At 43.8% G+C, this 20,793-nt stretch carries 10 protein-coding genes and 1 pseudogene; 9 read left to right on the forward strand and 2 right to left on the reverse strand.

The window, feature by feature from the left end; all coding sequences use genetic code 11:
- The first annotated feature begins 65 nt into the window (after positions 1–65).
- The 3 genes from putP to ABHC48_RS11550 all read left to right on the forward strand — a co-directional run bounded on the left by putP (position 66) and on the right by ABHC48_RS11550 (position 3,553).
- Positions 66–1,601 carry a sodium/proline symporter PutP gene (putP, locus tag ABHC48_RS11540; protein WP_195699684.1) on the forward strand — a complete coding sequence of 512 codons (1,536 nt, stop codon included), beginning with the start codon at positions 66–68 and terminating at the stop codon, positions 1,599–1,601.
- A gap of 231 nt (positions 1,602–1,832) precedes the next feature.
- Positions 1,833–2,948 carry a UDP-galactopyranose mutase gene (glf, locus tag ABHC48_RS11545; RefSeq protein ID WP_118578662.1) on the forward strand — a complete coding sequence of 372 codons (1,116 nt, stop codon included), beginning with the start codon at positions 1,833–1,835 and terminating at the stop codon, positions 2,946–2,948.
- Positions 2,949–2,959: 11 nt separating this feature from the next.
- Positions 2,960–3,553, forward strand: coding sequence for a DUF6553 family protein (locus ABHC48_RS11550; protein ID WP_118578660.1), 594 nt, complete (start codon positions 2,960–2,962; stop codon positions 3,551–3,553).
- 54 nt (positions 3,554–3,607) lie between these two features.
- Here the strand turns inward: ABHC48_RS11550 and ABHC48_RS11555 are convergent, their stop codons facing one another.
- The gene (locus ABHC48_RS11555; RefSeq protein ID WP_195699685.1) at positions 3,608–5,119 is read right to left on the reverse strand and encodes a hypothetical protein; all 1,512 of its coding nucleotides are present in this window, start codon (positions 5,117–5,119) and stop codon (positions 3,608–3,610) included.
- A gap of 526 nt (positions 5,120–5,645) precedes the next feature.
- Between ABHC48_RS11555 and ABHC48_RS11560 the strand changes: the two genes are divergently transcribed.
- Positions 5,646–13,910 carry an FctA domain-containing protein gene (locus tag ABHC48_RS11560; RefSeq protein ID WP_347505545.1) on the forward strand — a complete coding sequence of 2,755 codons (8,265 nt, stop codon included), beginning with the start codon at positions 5,646–5,648 and terminating at the stop codon, positions 13,908–13,910.
- Between the two features lie 119 nt (positions 13,911–14,029).
- Here the strand turns inward: ABHC48_RS11560 and ABHC48_RS11565 are convergent, their stop codons facing one another.
- A complete protein-coding gene (locus ABHC48_RS11565) occupies positions 14,030–14,206 on the reverse strand; it encodes a DUF6783 domain-containing protein (RefSeq protein ID WP_334285442.1) in 177 nt (58 codons plus the stop codon).
- On the opposite strand from ABHC48_RS11565, the pseudogene ABHC48_RS11570 reads away from it, so the two are divergent.
- From ABHC48_RS11570 to ABHC48_RS11590, 5 genes and pseudogenes are all read left to right on the forward strand, one after another.
- Positions 14,123–14,308 (forward strand): annotated as a pseudogene (locus ABHC48_RS11570) (DUF6783 domain-containing protein); the annotation flags it as partial. The gene ABHC48_RS11565 and the pseudogene ABHC48_RS11570 sit on opposite strands and share 84 nt — an antisense overlap.
- A 70-nt stretch (positions 14,309–14,378) precedes the next feature.
- Positions 14,379–17,303 (forward strand): insulinase family protein, encoded by a 2,925-nt coding sequence (locus ABHC48_RS11575; RefSeq protein ID WP_187565621.1) that lies wholly within the window; start codon positions 14,379–14,381, stop codon positions 17,301–17,303.
- Positions 17,304–17,342: 39 nt separating this feature from the next.
- The gene (gene era / locus ABHC48_RS11580) at positions 17,343–18,251 is read left to right on the forward strand and encodes a GTPase Era (RefSeq protein ID WP_118578648.1); all 909 of its coding nucleotides are present in this window, start codon (positions 17,343–17,345) and stop codon (positions 18,249–18,251) included.
- A gap of 2 nt (positions 18,252–18,253) precedes the next feature.
- Entirely contained in the window at positions 18,254–19,021 is a 768-nt protein-coding gene (gene recO / locus ABHC48_RS11585) for a DNA repair protein RecO (protein WP_195699687.1), read from the forward strand.
- A gap of 209 nt (positions 19,022–19,230) precedes the next feature.
- Positions 19,231–20,625 carry a glycine--tRNA ligase gene (locus ABHC48_RS11590; RefSeq protein ID WP_118578644.1) on the forward strand — a complete coding sequence of 465 codons (1,395 nt, stop codon included), beginning with the start codon at positions 19,231–19,233 and terminating at the stop codon, positions 20,623–20,625.
- The last annotated feature ends 168 nt before the right edge of the window (positions 20,626–20,793 follow it).

Consider the following 20,793-nt stretch of genomic DNA (forward strand, 5'->3'; position numbering starts at 1 on the left):
ATATGTTATTTTGCTGTCCGGATGATTTGGGGACAGCAGATTTTATAACAGAGGAGGAGAAAAAATTGAGTGGTACAACAGTGATAATTCTGATTGCTTTTGTGTTTTACCTTGCCATGATGATCGTCATCGGCGCGGTTTACATGAAAAAGACCTCCAGCTCAGAGGATTATTTCCTTGGAGGACGAGGACTGAACGGATGGGTGGCAGCACTTTCTGCACAGGCTTCTGATATGAGCGGATGGCTTCTGATGGGTCTTCCCGGAGCCATTTATTCTTTTGGATCCGGACAGATCTGGATCGCAGTGGGACTTTTTATCGGAACTGTCCTCAACTGGGTATGTATTTCCGGAAGACTTCGTAAATACACCATCGCAGCAAACAATTCCATGACCATCCCGGCATTTTTCGAGAACCGCTACCGTGATAAGAAAAAGATCCTGCTTCTGATTTCGTCAGTGGTAATTGTAATCTTTTTCCTGGTGTATACAGCTTCTGCGCTGGCAGCAGGCGGTAAGCTGTTCAATACCGTATTTGGACTTGATTATCATGTAGCTCTGGCTATCGGAGCAGCGGTTATTCTTTGCTACACCTTCATGGGCGGCTTTATGGCGGTCTGTGTAACAGACTTTGTGCAGGGAACCCTGATGCTTATCGGACTTCTTGTAGTTCCGCTGGTGGCGTATTTCCTGCTTCCAGGCAATCTTACAGATCTGATCTCCCAGAGCAGCGTGACTGGCGGTGCAGGCGCTTATCTGAACCCGTTTATGAACGGAGACAGACCATATACCTTTATAGAGATCTTTTCCCAGCTGGCATGGGGCTTTGGATACTGTGGAATGCCCCACGTACTGGTAAGATTTATGGCAGTTAAGAATGAGAAGGAACTGAAGAAATCCTGGGCGATTGCCATTGTATGGGATCTTCTTTCCCTGACAGCTGCATTTGCGATTGCGGTGATCGGAAGAGCTTATCTGCTTCCTGTTATTCTTGGGGAGAACGGAGCTGCTTCTTCTGAGAGCGTATTTATTGAGATGATCCGCAAGGTGTTTACCTCAGAGCTTGCGCTTCCCTTTATCGGCGGGCTGTTCCTTTGCGGAATCCTTGCAGCGATCATGTCCACAGCGGATTCCCAGCTTCTGGTAACTGCTTCTGCAGTATCTGAGGATCTGTATCACAGCTTTATCAAGAAGGATGCTGACACAGAGGAAATTCTGAAAGTAAGCCGTATCACGGTTATTGCGATCGCAGTGATTGCATTTGCCATTGCATGGAATCCGGACAGCAGTATTATGGGACTGGTTTCCAATGCATGGGCAGGACTTGGTTCCGCATTTGGACCGATCGTGGTAATGTCCCTGTTCTGGAGAAGAACCAATCTTCCAGGTGCCATTGCAGGTATGGTGACTGGCGGACTTACTGTTATTATCTGGGACTATATTCCGTTAGTTGGAGGACAGACACTGGGAACCTATACAGGACTTTATTCCCTGGCAGTTGGTTTCCTGCTCAGTCTGGTGATGATTGTGATCGTCAGCCTTGTTACGAAGGCTCCATCCAAAGAAATCACAGATGAGTTTGACAAAGTTGCTGCGAAATAATGCGGTTGCATGATCGTTGTCCATCGTGAAGCGTGTTACAGGTTACGATGCGACCATTAAGAAAGTTTTATAAAAAAGGTAGTCCTTATATGGAAAGGGCTACCTTTTTTTCTGAAAATTTGTTATAATAATAACATCTTTATCTGGGAACGAAAGACATTGTATATCAGTGTCTGGCAGAAAACGGACGTAATAAATCTGCATTCCCATAACAGAAAGGGGCAACACAAGATGAAAAAATATGATTATTTAATTGTAGGAGCCGGACTTTTTGGAGCTGTATTTGCTCACGAAGCTACTAAGAAGGGCAAGACCTGCCTGGTGATCGACAAGCGTGATCATATCGGCGGTAATATTTACACAGAGGAAGTAGAAGGCATCCAGGTCCACAAGTATGGCGCACATATTTTCCATACCTCTAAGAAGGAAATCTGGGATTATGTGAACCAGTTTACAGAGTTTAACCACTTTGTAAATTCACCTATTGCGGTGTATAAGGATGAACTGTATAACCTTCCGTTTAATATGAATACATTCCATCAGCTCTGGGGAGTTCGGACTCCGGCAGAGGCGAAGGCGAAGATTCAGGAGCAGATCAGCCGCATGCACATCACACACCCGAAGAACCTGGAAGAGCAGGCACTGGCGCTGGTGGGACAGGATGTGTACGAGAAGCTGGTAGAGGGCTATACCCGCAAGCAGTGGGGAAGAGAGTGTAAGGAACTTCCGTCCTTTATTATCAAGAGACTTCCTCTTCGTTATACCTATGATAATAACTATTTTAAGGATCCCTATCAGGGTATTCCGAAGGGCGGCTATACCCGTATTATCAAGAAGCTTCTGGAGGGTGTCCAGGTTTGCCTGAAGACGGATTTCTTTGCAAACAGAGAAGAGCTCACTGCACAGGCAGATAAGATCCTTTTTACCGGTATGATCGATGAATTTTATGATTACTGCTATGGTGAGCTGGAGTACCGTTCCCTGCGTTTTGAGACAGAAGTGCTTGATATGGGGAACTATCAGGGAAATGCGGTTGTGAACTATACCGATTATGAGGTGCCATATACCCGTATTATTGAGCATAAGCACTTCGAGTTTGGGACACAGCCGAAGACTGTTATCACAAGAGAATATCCGGCAGCATGGGAGAAGGGAAAAGAGCCATATTATCCCATTAATGATCCGAAGAATGACGAGCTCTTTGACAAGTACGAGCGCCGTGCATTAGAAGAGAAGAATGTACTCTTTGGCGGACGACTGGGCATGTACCGCTATATGGATATGGACAAGGTAATTGAGGAAGCTCTTAATATGGCTGAGACCGAGCTGACCTACGAAGAAGTATAAAGGAGAATACTATGGATACCCCGACTATTACACAATACTACAGAGAATCGGACCCGGCCAGACGTCTGGCACTTTTGAATATGTCCATTGAGGCAGGAGAGGAGCCAGAGCTGAATCAGATCCGCAGAGAGCTTTGGGACATCCGTTATCAGGATCCGTCTGAGCTTGGCGGTGATACTCGTGCTGACGGTTTGATCGCACTGTGGATGCTGATGGAGTTTAATAAAGACAGCGGCAAGCGCTTTATGGGAGTCCGCGGCGGACGTAAGGAGATCATGAAACAGCTGAATAAAATGAAATTCCAGGAAATCTGCGCCAAGGGTAAGGATTATGAAGAGCTTCTTTACAGAGAGTGCTGTCATATGGTGAAGACTTATATGGAGCTTAGTGAGTCGGATAAGGCTTATAACAGCACACTGTTTGGGATTATGAAAATGAGTAGTGAGCGCGCCAAGGACAAGCTGAAAGCGGATATTTATGATACTGCCGTGGTGCTTCCGCAGACATTGAAGATGGAAGAAGAGCTTGGAATCGTCACCCGCGCCGCCCGGGAAATGTACGAACTGCATTTTCCAGGAGAGGGAAGCCTGGGAGCAGACAGATAACATGCCAGGCAAAAAAAGCCTGACATGTATAAAAGATATAAAATTATAAAGTTCTTAGTACCGCAGCAATCTCCGAATCTGGAGCTGGCTGCGGTATTTATTATGCAGCTCCAGCCCCAGTGCCTTCTCACATGCATCCAGAATCACATCATAATAGGTAAACTGATAAATATTTCCTGCAATCTGTACACAATTATACCGCTGCAAAGAAGTCCCGATCTGTTCCATGGAAAACTGGAAATCAAGCTTCGCCTGCAGCATACGCATTAAGGTAAAGGACACAAACCCAATCACAAAATGGGCATTGATCTTATCCGGTGTCCAGATGAAGGTAGCAGAGGAGTCATACTGGCTTTTGGAATCAAGGAAAATTTTCTCCATATGACGAAGTCCGCTGAAAAGACGATAAGGGGAAAGGTTATCCGCCTCCAGATTATCAGTAGCAATGGCAGTGTATCCGTCCAGCTTCAATCCGGTACGCTTTCCGGAAGACTCCCTGGCAAGGCGCTGCTGTCTGGCCTGAAGCTCATGGTAATATACAAATTGTTTTTCCCTATCCTCAAAAATCCGCTCTTTATAAAGAAGAGGGATAGTCTGATGCTTTTCATTCAGAATTTTCATTTCCTGATAACCATCCTTCAGTACCCAATCCTTAAATTCTGCATTCGCAGTATGTACCGGCAGACCATAAATATATCCGTCTGCCGGTACTCCATTGCAAATAAAAGGCTCCTCCTCCGGACGCGCAGGGGCAGTATTATAAAAACGGGTTCTGGGATTCTCTCTCTTTAATTGCTTTACGGCATTAAAAACAGACTGGTTCAACACAGTACCACTGGTAGACAGGTCATATGCAATGGGGAGTCCATTTCTGTCCGTGAGAAGATCCAGGTGAAGGGTGGAATCTGTACGTCTGGCATTGGGCTGCGTGTCAGAGGGCATGCTTCCAGGAATGGAAAAATTATAGCTGGTGTGATCCAAAAATGCAGAAGTAGTATCTCTGGAAAGGATACTGCCGGAATGCTCATAAATCCACTTCTGCAGATCTTTTTGCAGTTTCACAATAACATGAAAGGCAGAATCCAGGTCTTCGTCTGAGATGCTTTCGGATTCTTCGAAGTAGATTCCTTTTTCAATAGCTTCATTCCAGGTGCAATTTGGGTAAAGCGCACGGGAAATGACCATATATCGGAAAAGTTCTTCTATATTATAGGGGAGAGATAGATTCCAGGTCCTGGTACGCCAGAAAATGTCAAGCTGAAGCTCCTTATAAAGGTATTTCAGAATGCCGTAGCCTACATTTTTCAGAGAGTGCTCTCCCGGTGAGAGAGCAGTAGTAAGGTCAACATATACCACAGAGTTCTTTTTGGCTTCTCGCTCCTGGTTCATATCAGCCACAACCTTCTCGAAATGGCTGATGGGATCCGGGTAATCCTTCTTTAAATCTTCCAGATATCCCAACCCCATAATGGTTTTCTGACGAGTGGCTTTCTTCTCTTTATCGTAGTAGGATTCGGTGATGGCAAGGTAAGTTCCCTTTGCCTTAGGGGTCTTTTTGAGAAACATAGGGGGTCCTCCTGTATGCTTTATCATTTGAAAATGAAGATGGTGCGTATTCCTTGTTTGTCAATTGTATAAGTGCATTGGTTTTCTTGCATTTATTATAGCACACGAAAGAGCGTACATCAAGATACACCATGAGTAAATACGAAAATTGGAGCGAATATAGTTTAGAAAACAGGAAGTGAAATTGTGCAAAATGCTGAAATTCAGACAGGGGAAAATGGAGTAAACATGTAGCTTTTTTGCCCTGTGAAAGCAGAAAAAATAAGAATTTATGTGCTTTTTTCAATGAAAAGTCGAAAATAACGACAGTACACTAAAGTACACACTGTAAAAATACGAAAATGAAGACCGATTCGTGCCGGGTTTCTTAGTGAAACAGCAGAAAACAGGGATTTTTCAGGTAATCATAAATTATTGCTCCTTTAAAATCAGTGTGATATGATGATGAAAATGGATTTTGGGCTACTTCTGCCTGCAAAACCACACTGAAAAAAGGAAAACCCGATCTTAAAAAGGAGGTTGTAACATGAAAAAGAATTCAAGGCTGAAATCGTTTTTTGCCATACTTCTGGCGGTATCTATGATATTCCAGCAGTCTAGTCTGACTGTCCTGGCAACAGACGATATCTACGTTGAGGACGCGACGGCAACGCCGACTCCGTCTGAAAGCGAAGCAGAAGCATACGCAACAGAAGAGGGAGCGGAACCGGTTGCTGAGAAACAGGAAGAACCTCAGCAAGTGCAGGAAACTCCTGCTGCGGAACAAGCTCAGGAGCCAACGGAAGTACCTGCCGAGCAGCCAACAGAAGCGCCAGCAGAGCAGCCAACGGAAGCACCTGTAGAGCAGCCAACAGAGGCGCCTGCAGCAGCTCCGACAGAAGCACCTGCAACAGAGCCCACAGCGGCACCAGCAGCAGAAGTGACGGAAGCTCCTGCAGCACCGGAAGCTACAGCAACACCAGCTGCCGAGGCAACTGCAACCCCTACACCAGAAGTCAGCGCGTCCCCAAGTGAGACACCGACTCCGGCTCCGACAGAAACACCGAAGACTTCTTTCAGATATGAAGACAGTCGTGTAGTGATTACAGCAACAGCTCCGGAAGATGCAAACCTTCCACAGGATGCAGAAATCAAAGCTGACTATATTGCACCTGGCACTGATCGCTACAATGCGGCAGTAGCAGCATTCAACAGCCAGCTGAGCAGCCAGTTGGGACTGGACGCTGAGAATACGGAAGCTGAGTACGTACTTTACGATGTATATTTTCTGACCGCCGACGGAAGCCGAATCGAGCCGGAAAGCGGAAATGTAAAAGTAGATATGAGCTTCAAAGAGATTCAGAAAAGCACCGTTGACGGTGACGTCGTAAATAAAGATGTTGTACATCTGGACAATGAAGGTCAGGCAGAGGTTGTAACCGAGTACGTAAACACAAACGCAGACGGAGAGATCACCTCTATGGGTTTTACGCAGGATAGTTTTTCAATTGTGGGTGGCGTGACGACAGTACAAAATGTGGCGGTACAAACTGGAAGTAGTAAATTGTCCGATTTTATAACAGGAATGACAATTAAAGTCGATGGAAAAGAAATTTCATCAAATGATAAAATCAGTCCTTCTGCGAGATATGACTTTACTATTTCATTTGCCGAAACTTCAGAGCTTGTTAATCAGGGAAAACACATTCAGAAAAATATGACTTTTTCTATGCCTAACAATTTGACAAATTGGCCGGAAAGTGGAAAATTATATGCGGATGATAATAAGACTGTTGTTGGAGATTATACTATTAATGATGCGGGAGATGTTTCAGTTGTTTTTACAGATGAGTTTATGCAGCAGGCTGATAAAGGCCTTGTAAAGGGGAATTTCACGTTTTCAGCAGAAATAAAAAATACGGTTACGGACGAAGTAGTAAAAATAACTGTACCAGGAACCACAATTGAAAAAGAGATTCATGTTAATAGAGATGTAAACCTTTATACAGAAAAAAGTGCATCATATGATGAAAAAACTGGAGAAATAACATATACAATTATAACTAAAGCAGAAAATGGAAATGCAACTGACGTTAAAATTATTGATAAGCTGGGAAGTGACTTGGAGCTTGTGAAAGATTCACAAGGAAATGAGTATACACTTACCGTTGATGGCGGAACACCAACGCCGGGAAAGTTTGCTGTAACAGGAAATGGTTATGAAGTAACAGTAGGTGAATTGCTTAAAGATAAAACAGCTACGTTAGTTTATAAGGCAAGATTTAAAGATGGTGTATTAGAGAAGATAAGAAATGGGGAAAGTTATTCTACTAATAATGGCGTAGTTGTAAAAGGTAAAAATGGCAGCAAAGATATCATCAGCAATGAGCCATCAGTTGATATTGGAAATAATTTCAAAAATAATCAGTGGTTTAAGAAGGATAATGCTAAATTAGTTACAGAAGGTGGTAAGACATACTTAGAGTGGTCTTTCGTATACAATGTTGATGGAAAACAACCTGTTAAAGGAAACACGGTAACAGATACTTTACAGGATAACGAGTATACGAAATTTAAGAAGGGAGATGTGATTCATGTTAAACGATCTGATGGTGTTGAGTTTGATATTACTGTACCAGCAGATGGAAATACATGGTCATATACGATCGGAAAAAATTCAGGAGATAATTATACTGACGATAGTTTGATTTACAAATATACTTTTTCATATAAGACTCTGGTTGATGAGGCAAAATTAGATAGTCTTATTGGTTCAGTTAGCGTAAAAAATGATGTTGATGATGGCAACCGTAATCATCCGGGAGCATCTGGATCAGGTCCATTAACAGGTAAAGTTCCTAATCCCGAAAAGACATTTCTTTCTGGAACACAAGATAAAATGAAATGGAGAGTTACTATTCATGTTCCGGCAGGTGGTATGAAATTTTTTATTAAGGATACTGTAAGACAAGGGTCAGATAATGAGGATGCTGATGGTTGGAATAAATGGGGGTGGATTGATACATCATCAATAACTGTCACTGATCCAGGAAAAAAGATTAGTAAAGATAATGTAAAATATGGACAAAATGTAGAAGGTGGAAAATTATGTAATTATTTATTCTTTTTATCAAAGGATTCTTCTGGAAGTGATGTGGAAACTAATAAAACATATTCGGAAATTGAGGGAATCGGAGAAGCGAGAGATATTATATTAGAATATGAAACCTTCAACAAATATCAGAATGCTACTGGGGATGTGGCTTATAAACCTGGTGTTTTAGTAAGAAATACGGCATCTGGAAATGGCTGGGAAGTCTTTGCAGATGGATATGTTCCGGGAAAATTGCAGGTTGCAAAGGAAAATGTAAGTTCCTATTTTACAGGATATGGTGCAGACGATAAAAAATGGAGCACAGAAGGAAACAAGATATGTTATTGTATCACAATTGACAAGAAGCGTATTGGCTTAGGCACCGAAGATGTTATTATAACTGATACACATAGCTCTTCGTTGTCATATGTTTTGGGTAGTGCAAAACTCATGTGGGCACAAAATGAGTATAAGGGTGATAGTAATGCTAGTGGTTCTGATGAGGCTGCAGGTTGGATGGCAGATCCTACGATAGAAGAAAATGGTAAGACTGTTCTAAAACTTAATCTTGGAAAATTAACAAGAACATATGAAGGTAAAAATTGTGTTTACAAGTTGTATTATCAAATGGCAGTAGATGAGTCATTAGTAACATCTAGCGATGGACAAGTATTGAGCAATAGTGTATCAGTAAAGGCTAATGGTGAGGATGCAGCAGGAGAAGCTAGTTGCGATTATACTTATAAAAAACCTTTATTTACTAAAGAGGAAAATTCAAATCCTAGTGTATCAAATGGCTATCAGGCTGGTTTTAAAATAACTGTAAAATATACAGATAATTATAAAAATTCAGATGGACACTTAGAAATTGATGATAACTGTACAAATCTTAAAATTGATTATAGTACATTTAGTGTAAAACAAGGAGAAAGGTTACTTACAGCTAATGCAGATTATATTGTGGCACCAACGTCAATTGGAATGAAGATTCTGATTTTAAATCCTGTAGAGGATGCTACATATGTAATTGAATATAAAGCGACAGTAACTGGAAGTATTGGCAGTAAAATTGACTACGGTAATACGGCCTATATAAATGGAAGGGATGAGTATTACAGTAAAGTTAGTAATAATGTAGAAAAGAAGCAAAATTCAAGTGGAAATGTTGAAGTCAGCAGTCTCAAACTTTTATTGTACAAATATGATGAAGAAAATGCATCAAAGGGATTACCTAATGCGATATTTGAATTGCAGGATTCAAATGGAAAGGTTTTAAAAAGTGGTATTAAAACAAAAGCTAATGGTGAAACAGATGAAATTCAATTATCTAAACAGTTAGATAAAACTGTATTTGATTTATATGTAAAATATAAATTAGTAGAGACTACCGCACCTAGTGGTTATAAAACAGGAAATCCTATTGAATTTTATTTTACTGACTATAGTAAATCAGCAGATGAGTTAGTAAAAATGGGGCTTCAGGACGCAATTGCTGTTTTCAGTAATTCAACTGTGGTTGGAACAATTGAAATTAATAATAAGAAAGCTGAAGATGTAGAGGGAAGCGCAGAACTGGAGATCCAGAAGGCAGCAACAGGGAACTGGAGCGGGGAAATCCCGAATTACTTCAAATTCAAGCTGGAAGCGCTGACTCCTGGAGCACCAGAGCTGTCCAACAAAGAGGCAGCCAATACCGGGTCAAAGGTAACATTTGAAAAAATCACCGGCTACAAGGAAGCAAAGGATTATATCTATAAGATCAGTGAGACGGGAATTATCGGAGAGCATCCGGAATGGACTGTTTCAGGTGACGTGCTTTACGCAAAGGTAAGTGTAAGAAAAGAAAGAAACGAGTATAAGACAGCGGTAAGCTATTACAGTGATGAAAACTGCACGACAGCAGTAGAGACACCAGTGATCACCAATACTTATACCGCACCGACTGAGGGAAGCGCAGAGCTTGAGATCCAGAAAGCCGCAACTGAGAGCTGGACAGGAGCGATCCCGAATTACTTCCAGTTTAAGCTGGAAGCACTGACTGAGGGAGCGCCGATGCCTGGAACAACGGCAGTGACAAACAATGGATCTGACGTAAGCTTTGGAAAGATCACCGGCTACAAGGAAGTAAAGGATTATATCTATAAGATCAGTGAGAAAGGAATTATCGGAGAGCATCCGGAATGGACTGTTTCAGGTGACGTGCTTTACGCAAAGGTAAGTGTAAGAAAAGAAGGAAATGAGTATAAGACAAAGGTAAGTTATTACAGTGATGAAAACTGCACGACAGCAGTAGAGACACCAGTAATTATCAATAATTATACGACATCTGGTCAGATCGTCCTTAGCGCAAACAAGACTCTGGAAGGTCAGCCACTGGAAGCAGAGCAGTTTAGTTTCCAGGTAACAGAAATTGGTGAAGATGGAAACGCAGTAGAAAATGGTTACAAAAAGATTGCTAAAAATGCGGAAGACGGTTCCATTGTATTCCCAACCATTAAATATGAGAAAACCGGAATCTATTATTATCAAATTACAGAAATAAATGGTAAGAAACCGGCATACAAGTATGATGGAAGCAAATATGTTGTAGCTGTAAATGTAACAGATAATATGGCAGGTAAATTAACAGCAGCAATTATATCAGTCACAAAAGACGGTAAGCTTGTAGAAAATAAGACAGTCACCTTTAATAATACCTACAGTGCTTCCGCTGACCTTGAACTGAAAGCCCAGAAGTCCATGAAGGTAGAATCTGAGCAGCTCGGAACCTTCGAATTCGAACTTAGCGGTGACAACATCGAAACGCAGACTGTTACAAACAATGAAGCTGGTGCAATCACATTTGCTCCGATTCATTATAATCTCTCAGATGTTGGCAATACTTATACGTACACAGTAAGAGAGAAAGCTCCATCTACCGAGGCTCAGTATGAAACTGATGGTATTAAATATGTATACGATACCACTGTTTATACTGTAAAAGTCAAAGTAGAAGACAACGGTGACGGAACTCTGAAACTTACTAAGACAGTCAAAATTGGAGAGAAGGATTACACAGATCCGGAAATGAAGTTTGTCAACGATACTACTAAAGCAACGATTACAAAAGTAGATGCTTTAGGAAATCAGCTTTCTGGTGTTGAACTTGAAGTTCGCGACAAGAATAATGAGGTGGTTGATTCCTGGACCACAGATGGAACACCACACGTAATCACCGGCGCGCTGATCCTCGGCGAAACCTACAAGTTAGTCGAGAAATCCGCTCCAGCTGGTTATACCCTGGCAGATCCTGTCGAGTTTACGGTAAGTGAGAACGACACCGACAACAAGGTTGAAATGAAGAACACCTACTCCGCATCCGGAAGCCTGAACCTGACAGCTAAGAAGACTCTGACAACCACAGAGACACCTCTTGCAAAAGATCAGTTTACATTCGAGCTTCGCGACAAAGAGGGCAAGGTGCTTCAGACCAAGACCAACGATGCTGACGGAAACGTAATCTTTGACGAAATTAAGTACAGCCTTGTAAAAGATGCAGCTTACAAAGATAACACGGATAAGAAAGTAGATGATATCGGCGAGTACCAGTACACTGTAAATGAGGTGAAAGGTGATGCAGCAGGTTACACTTACGACGACACCATCTACATCATCAACGTAACCGTAACAGACGCAGGCAACGGTACCTTAACCGTAACCCCAGTCATCCATTCCTCCAAGGCAACCTCCGAGGATGCCACTGTAACAGGCATGGAATTTACCAACACCTACACAACATCTGGTCAGATCGCTCTTGGTGCAACCAAGACTCTGGAAGGTCAGACACTGGAAGCAGAGCAGTTCAGCTTCCAGGCAACAGAAATGGATGCAGATGGAAAGGCTGTAGAAAATGGTTACAGCGAAACTGTGAAGAATGCTGATGGCGGCGCCATCACATTCCCAATCATCACATATAAGGAATCCGGAACCCATTATTACCAGATTACCGAAGTAAAAGATGAGAAACCGGCATACCAGTATGATGAAAGCAAATACGTTGTAAAAGTAGACGTAACAGACGACAATGCAGGCAAGTTAACAGCGAAAGTTACTTCTGTCACAAAGAACGGCGAACCTGTAAAGAGTGAAGACCTCACTGGAGCAGTTACCTTCACTAACACCTACAGTGCTTCCGCTGACCTTGAACTGAAAGCCCAGAAGTCCATGAAGGTAGAAGCTGAACAGCTTGGAACCTTCGAATTCGAACTGAAAGATGCAGATGGCAAGGTAATTGAGACAGTCAAGAACGACGAAAAAGGTGCGATCAGCTTCAGCAAGCTTTCCTATACAGAGAAAGATGCTGGCAAGACCTTTACCTACACCGTAAACGAAAAGCTCCCATCAGAGGCAGATACCTACGTATACGATAAGACTGTTTATACAGTAACTGTAAATGTAGAAGACAACCGTGACGGAACTCTGAAGCTTACCACTAAGGTAAATGGAGAAGATTACACCGAGACAGCCATGAAATTTGTCAACGATACTACCAAGGTTACCATTTCCAAGGTAGACGACACCACCCTGAAAGCTCTTGCAGGAGCAAAACTTCAGGTAGTAGATGACCAGGATAAGGTTGTGGAAGAGTGGACCTCAGATGGTACACCACATGTGATCACAGCGAAACTTGTTCTTGGCAAGACCTACAAACTGGTTGAGGCAGAAGCACCATCAGGATATGAGATCGCAGAGCCGATCACCTTCACTGTTGATGCAGATGACACAAAAAATGCAGTTGAGATGAAGGATGCCATGACAAAGAGCAAGACCGCTGCAATTGAGATCACCAAGGAACTGAAGCTGAACGATGCACTTGCAGGCGCTAAGGACATGACCTTCTACGCAGTACTTTTCGCAGATGCAGAATGCACAATTCCTGCTTCTGATGTAAAAGCACTTGAGTTTAAGAATGCATCTTCTTCCACAGTTACCTTTACCAATCTGGATCTTGGAAGAACCTACTATGTAAGTGAGACAGATGTAACCGGAAAAGCAATTGATTCAGGCATGACGCCGGATGAAAAGGTTTATGTACCGGTTTATCCACAGGGACAGGCAATCACCGTAACTGAGGATGGCGCAAAGAGCAGCATCACATTCGAGAACCAGTTCAGCGAATGGCCGGATGGATTCTACAAGATCGCGACTCTGAATGTAACCAAGAAGCTTCTTGGTGCAGATGGAAATGCCCTGGAAAGTGATGAGATTTTCTATGCAGGTATCTTTGATGACAAAGAGTGCACAACTCTTTCCACAAGAACAGAGAAGAACATCCTGACACTTGATCTTGCAGGCGGCTCCACAGTATCTGAGAGTACACAGGCAGTTGTAATACCGGATGAATCCTTTACGCTTTATGTTGCAGAGACAGATGCAGAAGGAAATCTGGTAGGTGGTACAGACGGATTCAGATACGCAGTAACTGTTGAAAATGGAAATGTACTGTTTAATGAAAATAATCTCAATGCAGAGGTAACCATCATCAACCAGGAACAGCCGGAAGCAACACCTACTGTAACTCCTGAGGAGACAATAACTCCTACACCAACCCCAGGCACCTCCACAGGTGTTAAGACAGGTGATGACACACCAATCGGCTTCTATATGGCATTGCTCTTTGTTGCAGCTCTCGCAATCGAAGAAACAACCAGAAGACGCCGCAAAAAAGAACAGGATTAACAAATCACAATTAAATAATCAGAACCGCCCCTGCAGGAAGAATCCTACCAGATTCGCCCGCAGGGGCGGTTCTTTTTAAAAGAATTTTGTTGTAGTAAGATACTTTTTTGTGTGTTATACTAATGCAAGAAGTTGAAGAGGCTAGAGCGTGTTTGAAAAAGGCTTTCTGCAAGATGTGCGTCACAGTTTGTGGGAGATTTCGCTCGGATGAGGGCGCCGTAGCGGGCTACGGCAACCGAATTCGGGTGAAATCTCCCGCAAAGTGGGGCGTGCAGATTGCGGGAATGATTTTTCAAACACGCTCTAAGAGACCGCCTATTGTAACTGATGAAGATGCTCCAGAATTATCAGCTGCATTGTATAAAGCTTTTAAGTGCAGTGTAATTCGGCATAATTGAAGAAATGAATTAAATACATCCCAATATCGGCTGTTTAAACAAACTGATTGGGCACTATTTGGAGGAAAAAATGAAAAAAGAGAATATTCCTGCATATGAGATTGTGAAACAGGAGAAATTGACCGATATCCATTCCACCGGATATCTGGTTCGCCATAAGAAAACAGGAGCCAGACTGGTTCTGATCGAGAATGATGATGAGAATAAGGTATTTTCCATTGCCTTTCGTACCACACCGAAGAACAGCACTGGTGTTCCCCACATTCTGGAGCACAGTGTTTTGTGCGGATCCCGTGAATTTCCGCTGAAGGATCCTTTCGTAGAGCTGGTAAAAGGCTCACTGAATACCTTCCTGAATGCCATGACCTACCCGGATAAGACCTGTTATCCGGTAGCCAGCTGTAATGACCAGGATTTCCAGAATCTGATGCACGTTTATTTGGATGCGGTTTTTTACCCGAACATTTACCAGAAGGAGGAGATTTTCCGCCAGGAGGGCTGGAATTACCATCTGGAGCAGAAGGAAGGTCCTCTTACCTATAATGGTGTTGTATATAATGAGATGAAGGGGGCATTTTCTTCCCCTGACGAGGTGTTGGACAGAGAGATCATGAATAATCTTTTCCCGGATAATACCTATGGCGTGGAATCCGGCGGTAATCCTGAGAATATTCCGGAGCTTTCTTATGAGGAGTTCCTGGATTTCCACCGCACCTATTATCATCCCTCTAACAGCTATATTTACCTCTATGGAAATATGGATATGGAGGAGAAGCTTCGTTTTATTGATGAGAAATATCTGTCTGCCTTTGATGCGCTGGATGTGGATTCTGCGATTAAAGAGCAGGCTGCCTTTTCCCAGGTGAAGGAGCTGCAGATCGAGTATCCGGTTTCTGAAAGTGAGGAGGAAGAGGATAATACGTATCTTTCTTACAATATGGTTGTGGGAAATGCTATGGACAGCACCCTTGGCGTGGCTTTTGATGTGCTGGATTATGCGCTTCTCAGCGCACCCGGAGCACCACTGAAGCAGGCTCTTCTGGATGCCGGCATCGGTAAGGAAATTTATGGCGATTATAGTGACGGTGTTCTGCAGCCGTTCTTCTCTATTGTGGCGAAAGGTGCGAAGACATCCCAGAAGGAGAAATTTGTTTCTGTTATCCGTAATTGCCTTCAGGATATTGTGCGAAATGGAATTGACAAAAAGGCTATTCTTGCGGGTATTAATTATATGGAGTTCCGCTATCGGGAGGCCGATTTCGGACAGTTCCCCAAGGGGCTGATGTATGGACTGGATATTATGGGAAGCTGGCTCTATGATGACGAGAATGCTTTTTCCCAGGTACAGCTTTTGTCTATTTATGACAGATTAAAGGAGGCTGTAAATGAGGGCTATTTCGAGAAACTGATCCAGAAATGGCTTCTTGATAATACACATGGTCTGATCCTTACACTTGTGCCGAAGCGTGGGCTTGCCGCTCAGCGCGAGAAGGAACTGGCGGACAAGCTGGAGGCTTACAGAAGCAGTCTTTCCGATGGGCAGCTGGAGGAAATGGTCGAGAAGACCAAAGCTCTTGAAGCTTACCAGGAATCAGAGGAGAGACCGGAGGATCTTCAGTGTATTCCGATGCTGAAACGCTCTGATATCCGTAAAGAGGTTAACGGTTTTTCCAATGAAGAGCTTCAGGTAGATAACAGTCTGTTCCTGTATCAGGATGTGTGCACCAACGGAATCGGTTATGTGAACGTTATGTTTGAGATCAAGGATATGGCTGTAGAGAAAGTCCATTATCTGGGACTTTTGAAATCTGTTCTTGGTTATGTGGATACAGAGAATTACACATACGGTCAGCTGTTTAACGAGACTAATGCCAGAACAGGCGGTATTCAGTGTGGTGTGGATGTTTTTGATAAGGCAGATGATCCGGAAGCATTCCGTGCTATGTTTACCATTCGCGGAAAGGCACTTTATCCTCAGATGGATTTCCTTTTCCAGATGATGGAAGAGATTCTGAATACTTCTAAGATCACAGATACCAAGCGTCTCTATGAAATTATTGCAGAGATCAAGTCCAGGGGACAGGCTTCCCTGATAGGCTCAGGACATCAGACAGCAGTGCTTCGCGGCGCTTCCTATGGTTCTCCGATGGCGAGATTCCAGGATGAGATGGCTGGTGTTGGCTATTATAAATTTATAGAGGATCTGGAGAAGAATTTCCAGGACAAAAAAGCCGAAATCGTGGCAGGACTTGAGAATGCTATGGCGGAAATCATTCGCCGGGATTCTTTTATGGTAAGCTACACAGGTGAGAGAGAGTCTGTGGAACAGCTGAAGGCTTTAAGTGGCTCTCTGAAGAAGAGCCTGAAGGAGAGCAGCTGTCAGGTTCCGGAGGTTGCCATTACCTGCGAGAAAAAGAACGAGGGATTCAAGACCTCAGGACAGGTTCAGTATGTGGCAAGAACAGGCAACTTTGTGAAAAAGGGATTCACATATACAGGAGCGCTGGAAATCCTTAAGGTGGCTTTAAGCTATGATTATCTGTGGATCAATCTTCGCGTAAAGGGCGGCGCATATGGCTGTATGAGCGGATTTAAGAGAAGTGGAGAGAGCTTCTTTGTATCCTACAGAGATCCCCATCTTCGCCGCACCCTTGAGGTATATGAGGGCGTGCCGGAATATGTGCGCACCTTCGCAGCGGATGAGCGTGAGATGACGAAATATATTATCGGAACCATCAGTGGAAAGGATGTTCCAAGAACACCACAGACACAGGGGGCACTTGGCAGAATGGCTTATTTCCGCGGTCTCACTGTGGAGATGCTGCAAAAAGAGCGTGACCAGATCCTGAATGCTACGGTAGAGGATATCCATGCACTTGCTCCGCTGATCCAGGCAGTTCTTTCTGATGACCAGCTTTGTGTAGTTGGAAGTGAGAGTGCTATCGAGAAGGCGAAGGATGTATTTATGGAGACAAAGCCGCTGGTAAGCTGCTGATAATATAGAACTGATTAAGAAAGAAGAGGAAATATTTTAATGACACCAGATTTTAAATCCGGATTTGTTGCAATTATTGGCCGTCCGAATGTTGGGAAATCTACCCTGATGAACCATCTGATCGGCCAGAAGATCGCGATCACATCCAAGAAGCCCCAGACCACCAGAAACCGCATCCAGACGGTCTATACCTGTGAGAAGGGACAGATCGTTTTCCTGGATACGCCTGGTATCCATAAGGCGAAGAATAAGCTTGGAGAGTATATGGTAGCCGTTGCAGAGCGTACCCTGAAAGAGGTGGACGCAATTATGTGGCTGGTTGAGCCGTCTACCTTTATCGGAGCCGGTGAGCGCCACATTGCAGAGCAGCTCCAGGGCGTTGGCGTGCCGGTCATTTTGATCATTAATAAGATCGATACAGTGAAAAAAGAGGAAATCCTTCCGGCAATCGATACGTACCGCAAGATCTGTGATTTTGCCGAGATTATCCCTTGCTCTGCCCTCCGCGGACAGAATACAGAGGATATTATTGACAGTATTTTGAAATATCTGCCTTATGGACCCATGTTCTATGATGAGGATACCGTAACAGACCAGCCTCAGCGCCAGATCGTGGCAGAGGTGATCCGTGAGAAGGCGCTCCACGCACTGGATGCGGAAATCCCACATGGAATCGCAGTGGCAATTGACAAAATGAAGGAGCGTCCTGGCAAAAATCCTATGGTGGATATTGAGGCGACCATTATTTGCGAGAGGGATTCCCACAAGGGCATTATCATTGGAAAAGGCGGCGCCATGCTGAAGAAGATCGGCAGCAACGCCAGATTTGAGCTGGAACGTATGCTGGACTCCAAGGTAAACCTGAAGCTTTGGGTAAAGGTGAAAAAAGACTGGCGTGACAGTGATTTTATGATCAAAAACTTTGGATATGATAAGAAGGAAATCTGAAAATGAGTGATCTGATCACGGTACAGGGAATTGTACTTTCTGCGCAGCCTGTGGGAGAGTATGACAAGCGAATCGTGCTTCTTACCAGGGAGAGGGGGAAGATTTCCGCTTTCGCCAAGGGCGCCAGACGGCAGAACAGCCCGTTTATGGCAGCTGCCAATCCTTTTGTGTTCGGGAATTTCACCCTGTATGAAGGGCGCAGCAGCTACAATCTGAACCAGGTGACCGTGACCCATCATTTTGTGGAGCTGGCCGCCAGACAGCCAGGAGTTTATTATGGCTATTATTTTCTGGAGCTGGCAGATTATTTCGGAAGAGAGGGCACAGATGAGAAGAATATGATGAATCTTCTTTATCTCACCGTGAAGGCTCTCCTGAATCCGGAAATTGATGACCGGCTGGTAAGGTGCATTTTTGAACTGCGAACTATGACAGAGCAGGGGCTGATGCCAGAGCTTTTCCGGTGTGTGAACTGTGGGGAGGAGATCGCCGGAAAAGAGAATCTGTTCTTTTCCCAGGAGGCACATGGAATCCTGGACGGGGACTGCCTGAAGAAAGCAAGCCCAGGAGAAGCCAGAACTGCCCGCCGGATTTCCCCGGCGGCACTTTATACCATGCAGTACATTGTAAGCTCGCCCATGACGAAGCTATATAGCTTTACAGTGACCGAAGAGGTGCTGTGGGAGCTGGAACGGCATATTCAGCCTTATGTGGCAGGGAATACGGATAAGAAATTTAAGAGTTTGCAGATATTAGAAGTTATGATGTAAGTGGATTGGATGTTGCACATAACAGGAAAGTTGATTAACGTGCTTTGCTCTATACTTCGATAGCAGCACATGATTTGCTGCCTAAAAGTGCGGAAATTGTGTTTTTGCGGCAGAATGTACGGAATTGAGTACGCGGTATAACTTTACAAAAAGAAAAGTTGCGAGTATAATATTAGAAAATCATCTATCAAACAATGAGGAGAGATATCATGGAAAAAACAATGGACAAGATTATTGCTCTGGCAAAAGCAAGAGGATTTGTTTACCCGGGTTCTGAGATCTATGGAGGTCTTGCGAATACATGGGATTACGGCAACCTTGGCGTAGAGCTTAAGAATAACGTAAAGCGCGCATGGTGGCAGAAATTCATTCAGGAGTCTCCGTACAACGTAGGTGTTGACTGTGCCATCCTGATGAACCCGCAGACCTGGATTGCATCCGGACATCTGGGAAGCTTCTCTGATCCGCTTATGGATTGTAAAGAGTGCCATGAGCGTTTCCGCGCAGACAAGATCATCGAGGACTACAGCCAGGAGCACGGCATTGAGCTTGAGAGTTCTGTAGACGGATGGTCTCAGGAAGAGATGAAGAATTTCATCGAAGAGCATAATGTTCCATGTCCTTCCTGCGGCAAACACAATTTCACAGACATCCGTCAGTTCAACCTGATGTTCAAGACCTTCCAGGGCGTAACTGAGGATGCTAAGAATACTGTATATTTAAGACCTGAGACAGCACAGGGTATTTTCGTAAACTTCAAGAACGTACAGAGAACATCCCGTAAGAAGATTCCATTTGGTATCGGTCAGATCGGTAAATCCTTCCGTAACGAGATCACACCTGGTAACTTCACATTCCGTACCCGTGAGTTCGAGCAGATGGAGCTTGAGTTCTTCTGCGAGCCTGACACAGACCTTGAGTGGTTTGCATATTGGAAGAGCTTCTGCCTGAACTGGCTGCATTCTCTTGGACTGAAGGATGAGGAAGTACGTTACCGTGACCATGACAAGGAAGAGCTGAGCTTCTACAGCAAGGCTACTACAGACGTTGAGTTCCTTTTCCCATTTGGATGGGGCGAGCTTTGGGGAATCGCAGACAGAACAGACTACGACCTTACTCAGCACCAGAATGTATCCGGACAGGATCTTACTTACTTCGATGATGAGAAGAAGCAGAAATATATCCCATATGTAATCGAGCCGTCACTTGGTGCTGACCGTGTGGTTCTTGCATTCCTTTGCAGTGCATATGATGAGGAGGTTCTGGATGCTGAGAAGAACGACGTTCGTACAGTTCTTCACTTCCATCCGGCACTTGCACCGGTTAAGATCGGTGTGCTTCCGCTTTCCAAGAAGCTGAACGAGGGCGCTGAGAAAATCTACGCTCAGTTATCCAAGAAATACAACTGCGAATTTGATGATCGTGGAAATATCGGTAAACGTTACAGAAGACAGGACGAAATCGGTACTCCGTTCTGCGTAACCTACGATTTCGATTCCGAGACAGATGGTATGGTAACTGTTCGTGACCGTGATTCCATGGAGCAGGTTCGTATTAAGATTGACGAGCTGGATGCTTATTTTGCTGATAAATTTACTTTCTAAGATGTGGGAACGCATTTAGGTAAGTTATGCGACTGGTGTTTTTGGAAATAATAGAGCGAATAAAGTGAATAAAAGGGGGCTGACTTTCTATCTGTATGGGAAGTTAGTCCCTTTCAACTGTTAAGAAATACCATGGATGGATTGTTAGGGGATACTATTTATGGTGCT

Origin of the sequence: Ruminococcus sp. 1001136sp1, from assembly GCF_039841815.1 — a bacterium.
In the GTDB taxonomy this organism is placed as follows: Bacteria; Bacillota; Clostridia; order Lachnospirales; family Lachnospiraceae; genus Blautia_A; species Blautia_A faecis.